Raw genomic sequence first — 17,374 nt, forward strand, 5'->3', positions numbered from 1 at the left:
CAGAACCCTTTTCGACTGACTCTTCAAGCTTAAATTCCCATGGTCAAGATCATCGGCATCCTGGTTGTTTTCGGCTGCGTTTTTGGCGGCTTCATTTTGTCCGGCGGCAAGTTCATGGCGCTGGTGCACCCTTTCGAAGTCATGATCATCGGCGGGGCGGCGCTTGGAGCTTTCCTCCAGGCCAACCCCGGCAGTGCCTTCATGACGGTGTTCAAGAAGTCGCTGGCGATGTTCAGCAGCCGCTTCACCCACGCCTTCTACCTGGAGGTGTTGAAGCTGCTCTATGAGATCCTCAACAAGAGTCGTCGCGAAGGCATGATGGCCATCGAGGCCGATGTCGAGGACCCCAGCGCCAGTCCGATCTTCAGCAAGTACCCGGCCATCCTCAAGGATGCACAGATGACGGCGTTCATCTGCGATTACCTGCGCATCATGTCCTCCGGCAACATGGCTCCCCATGAGCTGGAAAACCTGTTCGACATGGAAATCTCCAGCCTGAAGGAAGAGCTTGAGCACCCGGCGCATGCGGTGTCCAAGGTGGCGGACGGCATGCCCGCGATGGGTATCGTGGCCGCAGTACTGGGTATCGTGATCACCATGTCCATCCTCGCTACCGCCGACAACGCGCAGATCGGTGAGAAGGTGGGTACGGCGCTGGTCGGTACCTTCCTCGGTATTCTCGCGTCCTACGGCTTCTTCGCCCCGCTGGCCGACGCCCTGACGCACGACGCCAAGGAAGAGCTCAACCTGTACGAGTCGATCAAGGCCACCTTGGTGGCATCCGCCTCCGGCATGCCGCCGACGCTGGCCGTGGAGTTTGGCCGCAAGGTGTTGTTGCCGGCGCATCGGCCGAGCTTCAGCGAGCTCGAACAGGCCATGCGTGGCAGCTGAGTTGGATCGCTGAGCCATGGAAAACAATCAGCCGATACTGGTCAAACGGGTCAAGAAGATCGCCGGCGGTCACCATGGTGGTGCCTGGAAGATCGCCTTCGCCGACTTTGCTACAGCCATGATGGCCTTCTTCATGGTGATGTGGCTGATGTCATCGGCTACCCCGGAGCAGAAGAAGGCCATTTCCGGCTACTTCCAGGACCCGATCGGTTTCACCGAGAGCGCCAGCCCCTACGTCATCGACCTGGGCGGCACTCCCACGCCGGCGCCGGATCGCACCCTCAACCCCGAGCTGAAGGATGCGCCGGATTCGGCCGAGGCGGCGGTCGACGCGAAGAGCGACCAGGCCGAGAACGACTCCGAAAAGATCAGCGATAACATGGCGGAAGCGCTGGCCGAGCAGGTCGAGCGCGAGCGCCTGGAGCTGCTGCTGCAGGAGCTGCAGACCAAGGTCGATGAAGACCCGCAGCTGCAGAAATTCAAGGACCAGATCCTCTTCGAAATCACCCAGGACGGCCTGCGCATCCAGATCATGGATGCCGAGAACCGGCCTATGTTCGATATCGGTAGCGCCCGGCTGCAGCCCTATTTTGAAGACATCCTGCTGATTCTCGCCGAGACCATCAAGGCGGTGCCGAACAAGATCAGTGTCAGTGGGCATACCGACGCCAAGCCTTTTGCGGGCCAGGCCGAGTTCGGCAATTGGGAGCTGTCCGCCAACCGCGCCAACGCCGCGCGGCGCACGCTCGTGGCTGGCGGCTATCCGGATGAGCGTGTGGCGCGTGTAGTGGGTTACGCCTCGTCGGCGCTGTTCGATCGCAACGACCCATTCAATCCTGTGAACCGCCGGATCGATATTGTGGTGCTAACCAAGAAGGCCCAGCGGGCCATCGAGGGAGAGCAGGACGGCGGTGCGGCGGAACAGGCGCCTACCGAAGCCGTGGCTCCCGGCTCTGCGCCGGCATCGTCGGGCGATCCCGCGCAGGCGGACGAGCTGCGCCAGCGCCTGAATATCTTCGAGGACGGCGCGCTGCAGTTCGACCAGCCCCAGGAATAGACAGAGGCCGCGATCATCGCGGCCTCTTCGTTTCAGTCTCTATCAATATTCGGGTGAGGGCAGGCTGGCGAGGATGTGCCGGTAGCTGGCCATCCGTTGCGGCTGGATGCGACCGTCTTCCAGTGCCTTGAGTAGGGCGCAGCCCGGCTCGCGGTCGTGCTTGCAGTCGCGGAAGCGGCAGGTGCCGAGCAGGTCACGGAACTCGATGAAGCCGGCTTCCACATCGTCACGGCTGACGTGGCCAAGGCCGAACTCACGGATACCGGGCGAGTCGATCAGCTCACCGCCGCCGGGGAAGTGGAACAGCCGCGCAGTGGTGGTGGTGTGGGTGCCCTTGCCGGTGACTTCCGACAGTGGCCCGACGCGGGTATCGACGCCCGGCAGCAGGCTGTTGACCAGCGACGACTTGCCCACCCCGGATTGACCAACGAACACACTGACGTGACCGTCCAGGCGCGCTCGCAACTGATCCATGCCGTCGCCTTCGTGGGCCGAAACCTCCAGCAGCGGATAGCCCAGCTGGCGGTAGGTGGTGAGCAGGCCGTTGAGGTGCTCGGAGTTCTCCTCATCGACCAGATCGGCCTTGTTCAGCAGCAGCTGAGGCTGAATGCCGGCGTGCTCGGCGGCGATCAGATAGCGGTCGATCAGGTTGGCGTGGGCATGCGGCAGCGGGGCGAAGACGATGACGATCAGGTCGACGTTGCCGGCCACCGGCTTGAGTAAGCCGCGCATGTCCGGGCGGCATAGCTCGGAGGTGCGTGGCAGTTGGGCCACGATCACCCCGTTGCCCTGGTTGCCGGGGCGCCAGACCACGCGGTCGCCAGTGACCAGGGTCGGCAGGTTGGCGCGCAGGTGGCAGCGCTGCACTTGGCCTGCCAGTTCGCCTTCCAGCGCCTCGACTTCTACCTGTACGCCGAAGTGGGCGATCACCAAGCCAGTCTGTTCTGGGCCGAGGTCGCCACCCTCCAGTTCTTCGAGCATGCGCGATTCACGCTTGGCGGCGCGGGCGGCACGCTCTTCCTGAACCTTGTCGATACGCCAGTTCTGGCGGCGGGTGAGTTGGCGTTTGGCCATAGCCTTTCCGATCAATAAGAAAACGGCGGCGAGTTTAGCACGGGCCCCGGCTGGCCCTGGCCTCGGCCTGCTGGTACAACAGGCGCCATGCTCGAACTCCTGCGCTCCCGTTACCCTGCCGTTCTCGCCCTGCTGGCCCAAGTTCTGGCCCTGGCTGGCGTGGCTCTGCTGCTGTTCGCTCTGGCGCGTCTGGGCGACTGGCGGCCGACGCTGTGGCAGGCGGCTCTGGGCCAGGGTGTGCTGGCGGCTGCTTTTGGGCATTGGCTGGGGTTGCGCCGCTGGTGGCTACCGCTGAACTTGGCCTTCGTCCCCGGATTGCTGGCACTGCAGAGTCGCGAGTGGCCGGCTTGGTGGTTCCTCGCGGCCTTCGTCGTGCTGCTATTGATCAACTGGAACAGCTTTCGTGAGCGGGTGCCGCTCTATCTGAGTGGTGCACGCACCCGCCAGCGTCTGAGCGAGCGGCTGGCTGGGCTACCTGCTGATTTTCGTTTCGTCGACCTGGGCTGCGGTTTGGGTGGCACCCTGGCGCAACTGGCGCGTGACTACCCGGCGGCGCGGTTGATGGGCGTGGAGACGGCGCCGCTGGTATTCCTGCTGGCCTGGCTGCGCTGCCTGCCGTATCGCAATTGCCAGGTGCGCTACCGCAGCCTGTGGCAGGAAGACCTGTCCGTCTACGACGCGGTGTACTGCTTCCTCTCGCCGGCGCCCATGGTCGAGCTATGGGCCAAGGCGCGTCGGGAGATGCGTCCGGGCACGCTGCTGGTCAGCAACAGTTTCGAGATTCCCGGGGTGGCGCCCGGCGAGATCATCGAGCTGAACGACTGGCGCAGTTCGCGACTGCTGCTCTGGCATCTGTGAGAAGGTGTTTCTGATCCTCTGGCTGTCGACCATACGGCGTTAAAAGCGGCCTCGGATGCTCATGTGCTACTTGTACACTCCGCTTCCTCGGCCGCTTTTGCCTTGTCTGGCTCTAATCCAGAAGATCATAAACTGCTTCTAAGCGGCTAAACTGGCGCCAATCTAGAAGGAGCCGACCATGCCGCAGAACCCCAACAACCTGATCTGGATCGACCTGGAAATGACCGGGCTGGAGCCGGAACGGGACGTGATCATCGAGATGGCTACCATCGTCACCGACAGCGAGCTGAACATCCTTGCCGAAGGCCCGGTGATCGCCGTGCACCAGAGTGACGAGCTGCTGGCCGGCATGGACGAGTGGAATACCCGAACCCACGGCGAGAGCGGCCTGACCCAGCGCGTGCGCGAGAGCAAGGTCGGCCCGGCCGAGGCCGAGGCGCAGACCATCGCCTTCCTCGAGCAGTGGGTGCCGAAGGGCAAGTCGCCGATCTGCGGCAACAGCATCGGCCAGGATCGGCGCTTCCTCTACAAGTACATGCAGAACCTGGAAGCCTACTTCCACTACCGCTACCTAGATGTGTCGACCCTGAAGATACTCGCCAGCATGTGGGCGCCGCAGGTCAAGGACTCGTTCCAGAAGCAGGGCACCCACCAGGCACTGGACGATATCCGTGAGTCCATCGCCGAGCTGAAGCACTATCGTCAGCACTTCCTGAAAGTGTGAGATGTCCCAAGGCCCGCCTAGTGCGGGCCTTTTTCATGGTGACGGGCCAGCGCCCATGCGACATGTTCACGTACCAGCTCCGACGGATACTCGCGCCGTGCCTGCAGGGCCTCCAGCACCGGGATGGTCGAAGGTGCATTGCCCAGGCCCACGGCCAGGTTGCGCAGCCAGCGCTCGTAGCCGGCGCGGCGCAGCGGCGAGCCTTCGGTGCGGGTCAGGAATTCCTCTTCGCTCCACAGGAACAGCTGGGCCAGGTTACCGCTGTCCAGGCCATGCCGTGGCTGGAAGTCGCCCTGTTCGGTGGGGCGGGCGAAGCGGTTCCAGGGGCAGACGATCTGGCAGTCGTCGCAACCGAACACCCGGTTGCCGATCGGTGCGCGCAGTTCCTCGGGGATTGGGCCCTTCAGCTCGATCGTCAGGTAGGAGATGCAGCGCCGCGCGTCCAGTACATAAGGTCCGACGAAGGCGTTGGTCGGGCACACATCCAGACAGGCGCTGCAGCGGCCGCAATGCTCGCTGGCGTGCGGTGCATCCACCGGTAGCGGCAGATCGACGAACAGTTCGCCGAGGAAGAACCAGCTACCAGCCTTGCGGTTGAGTACCAGGGTGTTCTTGCCGATCCAGCCGAGCCCGGCCTTTTCGGCGATGGCCTTTTCCAGCACCGGGGCGCTGTCGACGAAGGCGCGATGGCCGAACGGGCCGACGGCGCCCTGGATGCGCTCGGCCAGCTGCTGCAGGCGCTTGCGGATCAGTTTGTGGTAATCGCGGCCGAGGGCGTAGCGCGACACATAGGCGCTCTCCGGTTCGGCCAGGCGCTGGGTCATCTGCGTGTCGCCGGGCAGGTAATCCATGCGCAGCGACACCACGCGCAGGGTGCCGGGCACCAGTTCATCCGGATGCGAGCGTTTGCTGCCGTGGGCGGCCATGTAGTCCATCTCGCCCTGGTAGCCGGCGTCCAGCCAGCGTTGCAGATGCGCTTCGTGCTCGCCCAGTTCGACATCGGTGATGCCGACCTGCTGGAAGCCCAGCTCGCGTCCCCAGTCCTTGATGGACTGCGCCAGGTGAGCGAGGTCGAGGGTCGAATCGGGCATGACGGGACGGCAGGGCAGGGGAGATGGGTATAATTCTGCCAGACCTCGCTCGAATCGCCGAACCATGCCTGCCAGTCACGACCTGCCCCTTTCTCTCTATAGCGCCGCTCAGGTGCGCGAACTGGATGCCCGCCTGATCGCTGCCGGCACGCCCGGCTTCGAATTGATGCAGCGCGCCGCCCATGCTGCCTGGCGTGCTCTGCGTCAGCGCTGGCCGCAGGTCGAGGAAATTACCGTGCTGGCTGGGGCTGGTAACAATGCCGGCGACGGCTACTTGGTGGCCGAGTTGGCGCATAAATTCGGCTGGGCCGTACGAGTGCTGGCCGTCGCTGCGCCGGAGAAGCTGACCGGCGATGCCGCTGCGGCTCGCGATGCGGCGCGGGCGGCTGGAGTCGCCGTGGATGGCTGGAGCGATGGCAGCGAGCTGCGCGGCGTGCTGGTCGATGCGCTGCTCGGCACCGGCTTCAAGGGTGATCTGCGTTCGCCCTATGATTCCGCCATCGAGGCGATCAATGCCTCCGGCCTGCCGGTGCTGGCGCTGGATCTGCCTTCCGGCCTGTGTGCCGATACCGGCCGAGTGGCCGAGCAGGCGGTACGCGCCGATCTGACCGTCAGCTTTATTGGCCTGAAGCTCGGCCTGTTCACCGGCGATGCGCCGGATTGGGTGGGCGAGCTACTGTTCGACGACCTGCAGGCCGATCCACGACTGGTCGCCCAGCAGCCATACGTGGCGCTGCGCCTGGCCGGCACTGCGCTGCCGCATCCGGCGCCGCGGGCGCGCACCGCACACAAGGGCCAGTTCGGCCATGTATTGGTGATTGGTGGTGATCGTGGTTTCGGTGGCGCCGCGCTGCTCAGTGCCGAGAGCGCCCTGCGCGCTGGTGCCGGCCTGGTGTCCCTGGCGACTCGCCCTGAGCATGTCGCGGCCAGTCTGGCGCGCCTGCCGGAAGTGATGTGCCAGGCCAGCGAGTCCACCTATCAGCTGCCCGGCCTGTGTGAACGTGCCGATGTGCTGGTGGTCGGTCCCGGTCTCGGTCAGCGTGCCTGGGGGCGCAGCCTGCTCAGCGCGGCAGCGGCCAGCCCGCGACCACAGGTGTGGGACGCCGACGCGCTCAATCTGCTGGCGGACGGCGCCGTGACGTTGCCGGCCTACAGCGTGATCACCCCGCATCCCGGCGAGGCCGGCCGGCTGTTGGGTTGTTCGACCGCCGAGGTGCAGGTCGATCGCCCTGCCGCCGCTCTTGCCTTGGCGCAGAGATATCAGGCGGTAGTGGTACTCAAGGGCGCCAGCAGTCTGGTAGCTGCGCCGGATGGCCGCCTGCGCCTGTGCGATCTCGGCCATCCGGCCATGGCCACCGCCGGCCTGGGCGATGTGCTGGCCGGGCTAGTTGGCGCGCTGCGCGGCCAGGGGCTGGACGCTTTCGAGGCTGCCTGCTTGGGTGTCTGGTTGCATGCCGGTGCTGGCCAGCACCTTGGAGAGCTGGGCCGGGGCCTGGCGGCCAGCGATCTGATTCCGACCATTCGTCAGTTGTTGCAGGAGCATGCGCCATGTCAGTGACCCTCTATGCCGAAGGCGAAGACGCCATGCACGAACTGGGGGCGCGCATTGCCCAGGCGACCGCTGGTTGCGGCGTGATCTACCTGCATGGCGATCTCGGCGCCGGCAAGACCACCCTGTCGCGCGGCATCCTGCGTGGCCTGGGGCATGCCGGAGCGGTGAAAAGTCCGACCTTCACCCTGGTCGAGCCCTATGAGCTGGGCGAGGTGCGCGTGTTCCACTTCGACCTTTACCGCCTGGCCGATCCGGAGGAACTGGAGTTCCTCGGCATCCGCGATTATTTCGAGGGCGATGCGCTGTGCCTGATCGAGTGGCCGCAGCGCGGCGTAGGCGTTTTGCCAAAGGCGGACATGGACATTACCATTAGCCCGCAAGGAGTCGGCCGTGCGCTGCTGTTGCAGCCGCATAGTGCGAGGGCCGAGGCGTGGTGTGCTGCCTTATAAGAGTTTAAGAAAGAAGATGGGGAAGGCTATGCGCATGCGGGCACTGTTGGGTGCTGTGGGGCTGATGTTGGCGACCGTGGGCGCCGACGTGATGGCCGCCGCCACCGAAATCCGCAGCGTGCGTCTGTGGCGTGCTCCGGATAACACCCGCCTGGTCTTCGATCTGTCCGGCCCGGTGCAGCACAGCGTGTTCACCCTGGCCGCGCCCAATCGTATCGTCATCGACGTTAACGGCGCTCAGCTCTCCACCAAGCTGGACCAGCTGTCGCTGAGCAATACGCCGATCACCGGTGTCCGCTCTGCTCAGCGCTCGCCCACAGACTTGCGTCTTGTACTCGACCTGTCCACCACCGTGACGCCGAAGAGCTTCAGTCTGGCGCCCAACCAGCAGTACGGCCACCGTCTAGTCGTCGATCTGTTCGATCAGGAGTCTGCTGCGCCCGGCGTGCCCCAGGCACCGCAAGCCAATACGCCGACGGTCGAGATCAAACCTTCGGTGGCCACAGTGCCCGGCTCTCCACCGGCCAAGCTGCCGCCGGTTCCGGGCGGCAAGCGTGATATCGTCATCGCCATCGACGCCGGCCACGGTGGTGAGGACCCGGGGGCGTTGGGTCCGGGTCGCAAGGTCTTCGAGAAGAATGTGACTCTGGCCATTGCCAAAGAGCTGCAGCGGCAGATCAATGCCGAGAAGGGCTTCCGTGGTGAGCTGGTGCGTACCGGAGACTACTTCATCCCGCTACGCAAGCGCACCGAGATCGCGCGTAAGAAGGGCGCCGACCTGTTCGTCTCCGTCCACGCCGATGCCGCGCCGCGTGCGGCTGCCTTTGGCGCCTCGGTGTACGCTCTGTCCGAGCGTGGTGCGACTTCCGAGACCGCACGTTGGCTGGCCGACGCCGAGAACCAGTCTGACCTGATTGGCGGTGCCGGCAATGTCAGCCTGGATGACAAGGATCGTATGCTTGCCGGCGTGCTGCTCGACCTGTCGATGACCGCCTCGCTGTCCTCCAGTCTGAACGTCGGGCAGAAGGTGCTGAGCAACATGGGCAGTATTACCCCGTTGCACAAGCGTCGGGTGGAGCAGGCTGGTTTCATGGTGCTGAAGTCGCCAGACATTCCATCAATCCTGGTGGAAACCGGTTTCATCTCCAACCCCAATGAGGCCAAGAAGCTGGCTACGCTTGCCCACCAGCAGGCATTGGCTCGCTCGATCACCGCGGGCGTCCGCCAGTTCTTCCAGCAGAACCCGCCTCCCGGTACCTACATCGCCATGCTGCGTGATTCAGGCAAGATCGATGCTGGACCTCGTGAACATGTAGTCACTTCCGGCGAGAGCCTGGCGCTGATCGCTCAGCGCTACCAGGTCAGCCTGGCGTCGCTGCGCAGCGCCAACTCACTGAAGAACGACACCATCAAGGTCGGTCAGACCCTGAATATCCCGGCGACTGCCCTGGCGGCTCAGCCATGAGTGAGGCGCGTCGCATCCAGCTGCTGAGTCCGCGGCTGGCCAACCAGATTGCCGCCGGTGAGGTGGTCGAGCGCCCGGCCTCGGTGGCCAAGGAGCTGCTGGAGAACAGCCTGGACGCCGGCGCCCGCCGCGTCGACGTAGAGGTCGAGCAGGGTGGCATCAAACTGCTGCGCATCCGCGACGACGGCGGCGGCATTCCTGCCGACGACCTGCCGCTGGCCCTGGCCCGCCACGCCACCAGTAAGATCCGCGAGCTGGAAGACCTGGAGGCGGTAGCCAGCCTCGGTTTCCGTGGCGAGGCGCTGGCCTCGATCAGCTCCGTTGCGCGTCTGACCATGACCTCGCGCACCGCCGATGCCGAACAGGCCTGGCAGGTGGAGACCGAGGGGCGCGATATGGAGGCCCGGGTGCAGCCAGCGGCGCACCCGGTCGGCACCTCGGTGGAAGTGCGCGATCTGTTTTTCAATACGCCGGCTCGGCGCAAATTCCTGCGCGCCGAGAAGACCGAATTCGACCACTTGCAGGAAGTCATCAAGCGTCTGGCCCTGGCCCGCTTCGATGTGGCCTTCCACCTGCGCCACAACGGTAAGACGGTGTTCGCCCTGCACGAGGCGCCGGACGAGATCAGCCGTGCGCGCCGCGTGGCCAGCGTCTGTGGCCCGGCTTTCCTTGAGCAGGCCCTGCCGATCGAGGTGGAGCGCAGCGGCCTGCGCTTGTGGGGCTGGGTCGGCCTGCCGACCTTCTCGCGCAGCCAGGCGGACCTGCAGTACTTCTACGTCAATGGCCGCATGGTGCGCGACAAACTGGTCGCCCACGCGGTACGCCAGGCATACCGTGACGTGCTGTTCAACGGTCGTCATCCGACCTTCGTGCTGTTCCTCGAGATCGATCCGGGCGTGGTCGACGTCAACGTGCACCCGACCAAGCACGAAGTGCGTTTCCGTGACAGCCGCATGGTCCACGACTTCCTCTATGGCACCCTGCATCGGGCGCTTGGTGAGGTACGGCCGGAAGACCAGTTGGCGGCGCCGGCAGCGGTGGGGCAGATCGTCCGCCCGACGGGGCTGGCGGCCGGCGAGTTCGGCCCGCAGGCAGAGATGGGCCTGGCGGCCCAGGTGCTGGAGCAGCCGGTGACCCAGGGTTCGGTCTGGAGTTCGCCGGGGGCTGGTTACCAAGCGCCCCGCCCGCAGCCCGCGATTCCTCAGGCGGAGGCCCAGGGTGCCTATCGCGAGTACTTTTCGCCATTGCCCGAGTCGTCTGCTCTGGCCGGATTGCCGCAGACCCAGGGCGATATCCCGCCGCTGGGCTATGCCCTCGCGCAGCTCAAGGGCGTGTACATCCTCGCCGAGAATGCCCAGGGCATGGTGCTGGTGGACATGCATGCGGCTCATGAACGCATCACTTACGAGCGGCTCAAGACCGCCATGGCCAGCGAAGGGCTACGCGGCCAGCCGCTGCTGGTGCCCGAGTCCATAGCCCTGAGCCAGCGCGAGGCCGATTGTGCCGAAGAGCACGCGCAGTGGTTCCAGCGCTTGGGCTTCGAGTTGCAGCGTCTGGGCGAGGAGAGCCTGGCGATCCGCCAGATCCCGGCCCTGCTCAAGCAGGCCGAGGCCACGCAATTGGTGCGCGACGTGCTCGCCGACCTGTTGGAGTACGGTACAAGCGACCGCATCCAGGCCCATCTCAACGAGCTGCTGGCGACCATGGCCTGTCACGGCGCGGTGCGCGCCAATCGCCGCCTGACCCTGCCGGAGATGAACGGCCTGCTGCGCGATATGGAAAACACCGAGCGCAGCGGCCAGTGCAACCACGGACGGCCGACCTGGACCCAGCTCGGCATGGATGACCTCGACAAGCTGTTCCTGCGCGGACGCTGAGGTCGCGATTCCATCATGAGCGAGCGCCTGCCTCCCGCCATCTTCCTGATGGGGCCTACTGCTTCCGGCAAGACCGACCTGGCTCTGGCCCTGGCCGATGCCTTGCCTTGCGAGCTGATCAGTGTTGATTCGGCGCTGATCTACCGCGACATGGACATCGGCACGGCCAAGCCCGACAAGGCCACGCTGGCGCGCTATCCGCATCGCCTGGTGGATATCCGCGATGCGGCCGAGAGCTATTCGGCTGCAGAGTTTCGCGCGGATGCCCTGGCGGCCATGACCGACATCACCTCTCGCGGCCGTATTCCTCTGCTGGTCGGCGGCACCATGCTTTATTACAAGGCATTGCTGGAGGGGCTGGCAGACATGCCCAGCGCCGATCCGGCGGTGCGTGCCGAGCTGGAGGTCTGGGCTGCGGCGGAGGGTTGGGAGGCGCTGCATCGCGAGCTGGCGCGCATCGATCCTGAGTCGGCGGCGCGCATTCATCCCAACGATCCGCAACGGCTGACCCGGGCCCTCGAGGTGCACCGTGTCAGCGGTCTCAGCATGACCGAGCACCGCAAGCGCCAGACGGCTCAAAATAGCGGCTCGGAGGCGCCTGGGCCAGGGCATTTGCCTTATACTGTGGCGCAGTTTGCCATTGCCCCCGAGCAGCGCCAGGTCTTGCACGAGCGGATCTCCCGCCGATTTCACCTGATGTTGGAACAGGGCTTTGTCGAAGAGGTCGAAGCGTTGCGTCTGCGGGGTGATCTGCATGCGGGGCTGCCATCGATCCGCGCGGTGGGCTATCGCCAGGTATGGGATTACCTGGAGGGTGGTCTGAGTCGCGAGGAAATGGCGGAGCGCGGCATTATCGCCACGCGCCAGCTCGCCAAACGCCAGTTCACCTGGCTGCGCAGCTGGGAAAAGCTGCACTGGCTGGATAGCCTGGCTGGTGACAATCTATCTCGTGCCTTGAAATACCTGGAGGCGGTCTCCATATTGTGATGAGACCCGCCTATTCGCCGTCTATCCTTGCTTGAAAGGTTGTTACGGCATAAAGCCATATTGGCGTTACTACTATTTGACCCTGAAGGAGTGCGGCACATGTCAAAAGGGCATTCGCTACAAGACCCTTACCTGAATACCCTGCGTAAGGAACGCGTACCGGTTTCCATCTATCTGGTTAACGGTATCAAGCTGCAAGGACAGATCGAATCCTTCGACCAGTTCGTGATTTTGCTGAAGAACACTGTCAGTCAGATGGTCTACAAGCACGCCATTTCCACCGTGGTGCCGAGCCGTCCAGTGCGCCTGCCGAGTGCGACCGAAGGCGAACAGGTCGAGCCGGGCAACGCCTGATAGGAGCCTGACTTGTTCTTCGAGCGTCACGGCGGCGGCGAGCGGGCGATCCTCGTTCACCTGGAAGGCAGTAACCCCGAGGCGGCCGAAGATCCGCAGGAATTCCAGGATCTGGCCCTGTCGGCCGGTGCGGACATGGTGGCTCTGGTCACCGTGTCGCGCCACATGCCCACGGCCAAGTTCCTGATCGGCAGTGGCAAGGTCGAGGAACTACGCGACCTGGTCAAGGATTCCGAGGCCGAGCTGGTCATCTTCAATCACACCCTCACGCCCAGTCAGGAACGTAACCTCGAACGCGTCTTCGAGTGTCGCGTGCTGGACCGTACCGGTCTGATTCTGGATATCTTCGCCCAGCGCGCCCGTACCCACGAGGGCAAGCTGCAGGTTGAACTGGCCCAGCTGGATCACATGAGCACACGTCTGGTGCGTGGCTGGACCCACTTGGAGCGGCAGAAGGGCGGTATTGGCCTGCGTGGTCCGGGTGAAACCCAGCTGGAAACCGACCGCCGCCTGCTGCGTGTGCGTATCCGCCAGATCAAGCAGAAGCTCGAGAAGGTGCGCAGCCAGCGCGAGCAGGCCCGCCGCGGGCGTCGTCGTGCGGATATCCCCTCGGTTTCACTGGTTGGCTACACCAACGCCGGCAAGTCCACCCTGTTCAATGCCCTGACCACCTCCGAGGTCTATGCGGCCGATCAGCTGTTCGCCACTCTCGACCCGACCCTGCGCCGCCTGGAGCTGGATGACTTGGGCCCGGTAGTGCTGGCCGATACGGTGGGCTTCATTCGTCACCTGCCGCACAAGCTGGTGGAGGCCTTCCGTGCCACCCTGGAAGAGTCGAGCAACTCCGACCTGCTGCTACACGTGATCGACTCCCATGAGCCCGAGCGCGACCAGCAGATCGAACAGGTTCTGGCGGTGCTCGGTGAGATCGGTGCCAACGAGCTGCCGATGCTCGAGGTGTACAACAAGATCGATCTGGTCGATGGCGTCGAACCGCAGATTCAGCGCGATGGCGACGGCAAGCCCGAGCGGGTGTGGCTGTCTGCGCGTGATGGCAAGGGCCTGGAGTTGTTGCGTCAGGCCGTAGCCGAGCTGCTCGCCGAGGACTTGTTTGTCGGTACCTTGCGTCTGCCGCAGCGTCTCGGGCGCCTGCGTGCACAGTTCTTTGCGCTCAACGCGGTACAAAGCGAGGCGCACGATGAAATTGGGGATACCCTGCTCGCCATTCGCCTGCCACGCGCCGAGCTCAATCGGTTGGTAAGTCGCGAGGGTTTGGTGCCGCAGGACTTTCTGGCGCAACACACTTTGCAATAAAGCCTGAGTCGTGCTTTTTGCGACGGCTCAGGCGCTTTCGGTAGCATGGGCGGCGCGCCGTGGGCGCGTCTTTGCTTTATCAGATGGAGAGCGCTATGGCTTGGAATGAGCCGGGTGGCAACTCGAACAATCAGGATCCTTGGGGCGGCCGCAAAGGCGGTGGACGCCAGGGCCCGCCTGACCTCGACGAAGCCTTCCGCAAGCTGCAGGAGAGCCTGAACGGCATCTTCGGTGGCGGCAAGAAACGTGATGGTGGTGGTCAGAGTGGTGGCGGCTTCGGCCTGCTCGGCATCGGCGTCGTTCTGCTGCTGGTGATTTGGCTGTGGAATGCCGTCTACATCGTGGACGCTCAGGAGCAGGCCGTTATCCTGCGTCTCGGTAAGTACCACGAGACCGTGGGGCAGGGGCTGAACATCTATTTCCCGCCTATCGACAGGAAGTTCCAGGAGAACGTGACTCGTGAGCGCTCCTTCTCGAAAGAAGGGCAGATGCTGACCGAAGACGAGAACATCGTCGAGGTGCCGCTGACTGTTCAGTACAAGATCAGCAACCTCAAGGACTTCGTGCTCAATGTCGATGCGCCTGAGGTGAGCCTGCAGCACGCCACCGAGAGTGCCCTGCGCCATGTCGCTGGTTCTACCTCGATGGATGAGGTGATCACCCTCGGCCGCGAGCAGATGGGGCAGGACGTCAGCAAGCGCTTGCAGGACTTCCTCGACACCTACGGCACCGGCATTACCGTCACTCAGGTCAACATTCAGCGTGCCACCGCTCCAGCAGAGGTCAAGGATGCGTTCGATGACGTGATTCGTGCTCGTGAAGACGAGCAGCGCGAGAAGAACCAGGCCGAGACCTATGCCAATGGCGTGGTGCCGGAGGCTCGTGGTCAGGCCCAGCGCATCATCGAAGATGCCAATGGCTACCGCGATGAAGTGGTTGCTCGCTCTCAGGGTGAGGCGGATCGCTTCACCAAGCTGGTCGCCGAATACCGCAAGGCGCCGGAAGTCACCCGTCAGCGTCTGTATCTGGACACCATGCAACAGGTCTTCAGCAGTACCAGCAAGGTGCTTGTGACTGGTAAGGAGGGGCAGAACAACCTGCTCTATCTGCCGCTGGACAAGATGATCGACAGCCGCGGCAGCATTGGCTCGGGAGCTCAAAGCGTACCGAGCACCGGCGGCGAGACCGGCACCCGTGTCATCAATAATGCCGAGCGGGGCGATCTGCGCACGAGGGAGGGCCGCTGATGAGCAACAAGTCGCTGTTTGCCCTGATCGCCGGGGTACTGGTTGCCATTCTGGCGTGGAATAGCCTGTACATCGTCAATCAGACAGAGAAGGCCGTGCTCCTGCAGTTCGGTAAGATCCAAGTGGCCGATGTACCGCCGGGGCTGCACATCAAGGTTCCAGTGATGAACCAGGTGCGCAAGTTCGACGCTCGCCTGCTGACCCTGGAGTCGCCTATTCAGCGTGTGCTGACGCTGGAGAAGAAGGCTGTGATGGTCGATGCCTACGCCAAATGGCGTGTCGCCGATGCACAGCGTTACTACACCGCTACCTCTGGCATCCGTCAGATCGCTGATGATCGCCTGTCCCAGCGTCTGATCGCTGCGCTGGCCAACCAGTTCGGTAACCGCACGCTGCACGAGGTGGTGTCCGGCGAGCGTGATGCGCTGATGGCGGCCATCACCAAGTCGCTCAACACCATGGCGCAGAAGGAGCTAGGCATTGAGGTGGTGGACGTTCGCGTCAAGGCCATCGATCTGCCAAAAGAGGTCTATCGTAGCGTGTTCGACCGCATGAGCTCGGAGCGTGAGCGCGAGGCTCGCGAGCACCGGGCTAAGGGGCGTGAGCTGGCCGAAGGCATTCGCGCCGATGCCGATCGGCAGAAGCGTGTGATCCTCGCCGAGGCTTATCGCGAGGCGGAAGAAGTGCGCGGTGACGGCGACGCCAAGTCGGCCGCCATCTACGCCAAGGCCTACGGTCAGGACGCCGAGTTCTATGCGTTCTACCGCAGCCTGGGTGCATATCGCGACAGCTTCTCGAGCAAGAGCGATGTACTGGTGCTGGATCCGGATAGCGAGTTCTTCCGCTATCTGCAGCAGCCCAAGCCCTGATCGAAGCCACTCCGGCACGGCCGTTCGGCCGCGTCGGGGTGACCTCCGGGGAAAACGTGTTATCATGGGTCAGCCGGGAAAAAGCCCGGCTTTTTTGCGTCTGCGGGAATCATGTGGCAGGAACTGGGCATCGCGTTTTGTCTGATGTTGGTGCTGGAAGGCATCCTGCCCTTCCTCTATCCGCGGCGTTGGCGCGGAGCGATCACGCAACTGGCACAACTGCCCGATAGGCAGTTGCGTCTCATGGGGCTGGCCAGCATGCTGCTGGGGACCACCCTCCTGTATCTGCTTCACTGAAGGCTGCCGCCCGTACCGAGAGGGGAATGGCGAAATGGCAACGGTAGACCGCTGGCTGCTGCCAGATGGCATCGAAGAAGTACTTCCGCCGGAAGCGGCACTGATCGAGGCGGCACGCCGCCAGGTCCTGGATCTGTTCCAGCGTTGGGGCTACGAGTTCGTCGTAACCCCGCATATCGAATATTTGGAATCCCTGCTCATCGGTGCCGGTCAGGACCTGGATTTGCGCACCTTCAAGGTGACCGATCCGCTGTCGGGTCGGCAGATGGGTTTCCGTGCCGACATCACCCCGCAGGTGGCGCGGATGGATGCGCACACCCTGCGTCGCGAGGGTCCGAGCCGTCTGTGCTACGCCGGTAGCGTGCTGCATGCCAAGCCGCGTGCCTTGGCTACCTCGCGCAGCCCGATCCAGCTCGGTGCCGAGCTATACGGCGACGCCAGCCCGGCCAGCGACGTGGAAGTCATCAGTCTGATGCTCGACACCCTGGCCCTGGCACGCGTGCCGGATGTGCACATGGACCTCGGTCATGTCGGCATCTATCGCGGCCTGGCCCGCGCCGCCGGCCTATCCGGCGAGGCCGAGCAGCAGCTGTTCGACGCCCTACAGCGCAAGGCCGTCGATGAAGTCGATGCGCTCACTGAGTCCCTGCAACCGCACCTGGCCAGCATGCTGCGCGCGCTGGTCGAGCTGTGTGGCGGTCGCGAAGTGCTGGACCTGGCTCAGGCGTGCCTGGTCGAGGCGCCGGCCGAGGTGCATGCCGCACTGGACCAACTGGTGGCCATCGCCGACCAGCTGGAGCTGCGCTACCCCGAGCTGCCGCTGTATTTCGACCTTGGCGAGCTGCGTGGCTACCACTACCACACTGGTGTGGTGTTCGCTGCCTTTGTGCCGGGCGTCGGCCAGTCCATCGCCCAGGGCGGTCGCTATGACGATGTCGGCGGCAATTTCGGCCGGGCGCGCCCGGCTACCGGTTTCTCCACCGACCTGAAGACCCTGGTCACCCTCGGTGATATGCAGGTCGAGGCTCCGGCCGCGGGCGTCTGGGCGCCGGATCATCACGATCTGTATCTGTGGCAGGCCGTACAGCGCCTGCGCAGCGAGGGCGTGCGCGTGGTCCAGGCATTGCCCGGGCAGGATGTGAGCGCGGCGAGCGAGGCGGGCTGCGACCGCCAGCTGCAGCTGTGCGATGGGCGTTGGCAGTTGGCGCCGTTGGCGTCCTGATGGTTTTCCGCCGGCTATGGCCGGCATCGAGCTTCCAAAGAGGACA

At 64.1% G+C, this 17,374-nt stretch carries 17 protein-coding genes; 15 read left to right on the plus strand and 2 right to left on the minus strand.

The genetic code is table 11. The annotated features are described in order from the left end of the window. Positions 1-39 precede the first annotated feature (39 nt). Both motA and motB read left to right on the plus strand, forming a co-directional pair. Positions 40-891, plus strand: coding sequence for a flagellar motor stator protein MotA (gene motA / locus IB234_RS05650; RefSeq protein WP_192315175.1), 852 nt, complete (start codon positions 40-42; stop codon positions 889-891). 16 nt (positions 892-907) lie between these two features. Continuing rightward, positions 908-1,948, plus strand: a complete 1,041-nt coding sequence (motB, locus tag IB234_RS05655) for a flagellar motor protein MotB (RefSeq protein WP_192315176.1) — start codon at positions 908-910, stop codon at positions 1,946-1,948. Positions 1,949-1,990: 42 nt separating this feature from the next. Here motB and rsgA read toward each other — a convergent pair whose 3' ends face one another. Continuing rightward, entirely contained in the window at positions 1,991-3,022 is a 1,032-nt protein-coding gene (rsgA, locus tag IB234_RS05660) for a small ribosomal subunit biogenesis GTPase RsgA (protein WP_192315177.1), read from the minus strand. A gap of 87 nt (positions 3,023-3,109) precedes the next feature. Between rsgA and IB234_RS05665 the strand changes: the two genes are divergently transcribed. Both IB234_RS05665 and orn read left to right on the plus strand, forming a co-directional pair. Then, a complete protein-coding gene (locus tag IB234_RS05665; protein WP_192315178.1) occupies positions 3,110-3,880 on the plus strand; it encodes a class I SAM-dependent methyltransferase in 771 nt (256 codons plus the stop codon). Positions 3,881-4,058: 178 nt separating this feature from the next. Then, on the plus strand, positions 4,059-4,604 hold the full coding sequence (gene orn, locus IB234_RS05670) for an oligoribonuclease (RefSeq protein WP_192315180.1): 546 nt from the start codon (positions 4,059-4,061) through the stop codon (positions 4,602-4,604). 17 nt (positions 4,605-4,621) lie between these two features. Here orn and queG read toward each other — a convergent pair whose 3' ends face one another. After that, positions 4,622-5,695, minus strand: a complete 1,074-nt coding sequence (gene queG, locus IB234_RS05675) for a tRNA epoxyqueuosine(34) reductase QueG (RefSeq protein WP_192315182.1) — start codon at positions 5,693-5,695, stop codon at positions 4,622-4,624. A gap of 64 nt (positions 5,696-5,759) precedes the next feature. On the opposite strand from queG, the gene IB234_RS05680 reads away from it, so the two are divergent. From IB234_RS05680 to IB234_RS05730, 11 genes are all read left to right on the plus strand, one after another. Further along, on the plus strand, positions 5,760-7,253 hold the full coding sequence (locus IB234_RS05680; protein WP_192315184.1) for an NAD(P)H-hydrate dehydratase: 1,494 nt from the start codon (positions 5,760-5,762) through the stop codon (positions 7,251-7,253). After that, positions 7,244-7,696 (plus strand): tRNA (adenosine(37)-N6)-threonylcarbamoyltransferase complex ATPase subunit type 1 TsaE, encoded by a 453-nt coding sequence (gene tsaE, locus IB234_RS05685; RefSeq protein WP_192315195.1) that lies wholly within the window; start codon positions 7,244-7,246, stop codon positions 7,694-7,696. The genes IB234_RS05680 and tsaE overlap by 10 nt, the downstream gene beginning before the upstream one ends. Positions 7,697-7,724: 28 nt before the next feature. After that, complete coding sequence (locus tag IB234_RS05690) at positions 7,725-9,161, plus strand: N-acetylmuramoyl-L-alanine amidase (RefSeq protein WP_192315197.1); 1,437 nt, start codon at positions 7,725-7,727, stop codon at positions 9,159-9,161. Beyond that, entirely contained in the window at positions 9,158-11,038 is a 1,881-nt protein-coding gene (mutL, locus tag IB234_RS05695) for a DNA mismatch repair endonuclease MutL (protein ID WP_192315199.1), read from the plus strand. Before IB234_RS05690 ends, mutL begins: the two co-directional genes overlap by 4 nt. A 15-nt stretch (positions 11,039-11,053) precedes the next feature. Beyond that, complete coding sequence (gene miaA / locus IB234_RS05700; RefSeq protein WP_192315201.1) at positions 11,054-12,025, plus strand: tRNA (adenosine(37)-N6)-dimethylallyltransferase MiaA; 972 nt, start codon at positions 11,054-11,056, stop codon at positions 12,023-12,025. A 99-nt stretch (positions 12,026-12,124) separates the two neighbouring features. Next, complete coding sequence (hfq, locus tag IB234_RS05705; RefSeq protein ID WP_021701802.1) at positions 12,125-12,379, plus strand: RNA chaperone Hfq; 255 nt, start codon at positions 12,125-12,127, stop codon at positions 12,377-12,379. Between the two features lie 12 nt (positions 12,380-12,391). Beyond that, complete coding sequence (gene hflX, locus IB234_RS05710) at positions 12,392-13,693, plus strand: ribosome rescue GTPase HflX (protein ID WP_192315212.1); 1,302 nt, start codon at positions 12,392-12,394, stop codon at positions 13,691-13,693. 95 nt (positions 13,694-13,788) lie between these two features. Next, the gene (gene hflK, locus IB234_RS05715; protein WP_192315214.1) at positions 13,789-14,940 is read left to right on the plus strand and encodes an FtsH protease activity modulator HflK; all 1,152 of its coding nucleotides are present in this window, start codon (positions 13,789-13,791) and stop codon (positions 14,938-14,940) included. Further along, positions 14,940-15,809, plus strand: a complete 870-nt coding sequence (hflC, locus tag IB234_RS05720) for a protease modulator HflC (protein WP_192315225.1) — start codon at positions 14,940-14,942, stop codon at positions 15,807-15,809. The genes hflK and hflC overlap by 1 nt, the downstream gene beginning before the upstream one ends. 111 nt (positions 15,810-15,920) lie before the next feature. Continuing rightward, positions 15,921-16,106 (plus strand): DUF2065 domain-containing protein, encoded by a 186-nt coding sequence (locus IB234_RS05725; RefSeq protein ID WP_192315227.1) that lies wholly within the window; start codon positions 15,921-15,923, stop codon positions 16,104-16,106. Positions 16,107-16,140: 34 nt separating this feature from the next. Beyond that, on the plus strand, positions 16,141-17,328 hold the full coding sequence (locus IB234_RS05730) for an ATP phosphoribosyltransferase regulatory subunit (protein WP_192315229.1): 1,188 nt from the start codon (positions 16,141-16,143) through the stop codon (positions 17,326-17,328). Positions 17,329-17,374 lie beyond the last annotated feature (46 nt).

The sequence above is a fragment of the Pseudomonas sp. PDM16 genome (assembly GCF_014851865.1).
GTDB lineage: Bacteria > Pseudomonadota > Gammaproteobacteria > Pseudomonadales > Pseudomonadaceae > Aquipseudomonas.